We start from the raw sequence: 1,670 nt of genomic DNA on the forward strand, positions 1-1,670 counted from the left end.
GCTGCTGTAGATTTAAACAGCAATCAAAAAGTTGCACTCAAAGCTTTATCCTTGCGCCTGACAACTGAATGGAAGAAAGTCGAGTTATTTGAACGAGAAGCAAAAACTTTATCGGGATTGAATCATCCGGGAATTCCTCGCTACATTGACTACTTTCAAGTTGATACTTCCCAAAATCGTTGTTTTTATATCGCCCAACAACTCGCACCGGGAAAATCTCTCGCACAGTTGATAGAAAATGGCTGGAAACCAAATGAAGCGCAAGTTCGTCATATCGCCTGTCAATTGCTAGAAATTCTAGTTTATCTGCAATCGCTGTTACCTGCTACTATCCACCGAGATATTAAACCCCAAAATATTATTCTCCAAAAAAATGGGCGAGTCTTCCTAGTGGATTTTGGCGCAGTTCAAAATACTTACCATCATACCGTTACTGGAGGCAGTACCGTTGTCGGAACCTACGGTTACATGGCACCAGAACAATTCAGAGGAAAAGCTGTATTGTCAACAGATTTGTATGGATTAGGCACAACGCTGCTTTTCCTGTTAACCCAAAAATTTCCATCCGATCTACCCAGACACAAGCTGAAGGTGAAATTCCGCGATCGCGTCTCTATTTCTCCAGAGTTTGCCGACTGGTTAGAGAAGATAATTGAACCCGCAAGTGAAGATCGATTTCACTCAGCAAAAGATGCTTTATCAGCGCTGCGAGGGGAACAGCCAAGCGGGATTAATCCCGAAAAAATGTTTAAGCGATCGCCCCAATCCAGAATTACTTTAATTGATACTAAACGGTGGTTATTCATCAATATATACCCCGCTCGTTTCCCTAGCAAACTCAAAGGGTTTTTCCGGTTCATTCATCTGACTTGTAAAGTTTTACTTCCCTTGTATTTGATTCTGGCATTTTTTAGTTTATATTTATTCCTAATGCACATATTCGGAGAGTCAGACCGGACATTTAGCTTGTTTGAATACACTGTAGCCGACTGGCTAGCTAAATTGTTTCAGCTATTTGTATTTATATCAGTCAAAGCTGTAATAATATTTATCGTATTTTATGCTCTGATGTACTTGTGTTGGATTTCTGGTTGTCTATTCACCAGACAGATTCAAATCAGTCTTCAAGATATCCAGCGGGTAAAGTTGAGCGGAATTCATCTGCCATTGCTCAAAAAATCGATGACTTTTTGCCTGATTCGCGCTAAGCCGCGTAACTATTGTTTTGGGTTATTTTTGCCGCAAGCTGAGAAAGAATGGTTGGTAGGGGAATTGAACGATCGTTTAAGTAAACTAACTTAATTCAGTCGAAACTTGTGCTCCTTGAGTATCGATCGCGATCGCCCTTACATCAGCCTTCACCCCAAAATCCATCCAAGCAGCCGCCATTTCCCTCACAACCGCATCAACATTAGTAACATCCGTTAAAGCCAAAAGCGTCGGCCCGGCACCACTAATTACCATCCCACAAGCCCCTGCATTCAACGCAGCTTGTTGCACCGCTTCATATCCCTGAATCAGAGACTGGCGGTAAGGCTGGTGAATTTTGTCTTGGAGGGCGCAGCGCAGCCAATCTCGATCGCCCTTAATGTCTAAAAGTGCGATCGCCTCCCATTCACCCAAAGTAATTTTCCATGATTTAATTAATAAAATAGCGAACGCTTTTTTAC

1 protein-coding gene and 1 pseudogene are annotated in these 1,670 nt (G+C 42.2%); one reads left to right on the forward strand and one right to left on the reverse strand.

Features of this window, described 5'->3' with window-relative positions:
• A partial coding sequence (locus WBA89_RS25375; protein ID WP_424410322.1) for a serine/threonine protein kinase occupies window positions 1–1,302 on the forward strand: 1,302 nt, incomplete at its 5' end.
• Here the strand turns inward: WBA89_RS25375 and WBA89_RS25380 are convergent.
• Window positions 1,294–1,670, reverse strand: a pseudogene (locus WBA89_RS25380) (hypothetical protein); the annotation flags it as partial. The gene WBA89_RS25375 and the pseudogene WBA89_RS25380 overlap by 9 nt on opposite strands.

The sequence above is a fragment of the Microcoleus sp. genome (assembly GCF_049646505.1).
Lineage (GTDB): Bacteria > Cyanobacteriota > Cyanobacteriia > Cyanobacteriales > Microcoleaceae > Microcoleus.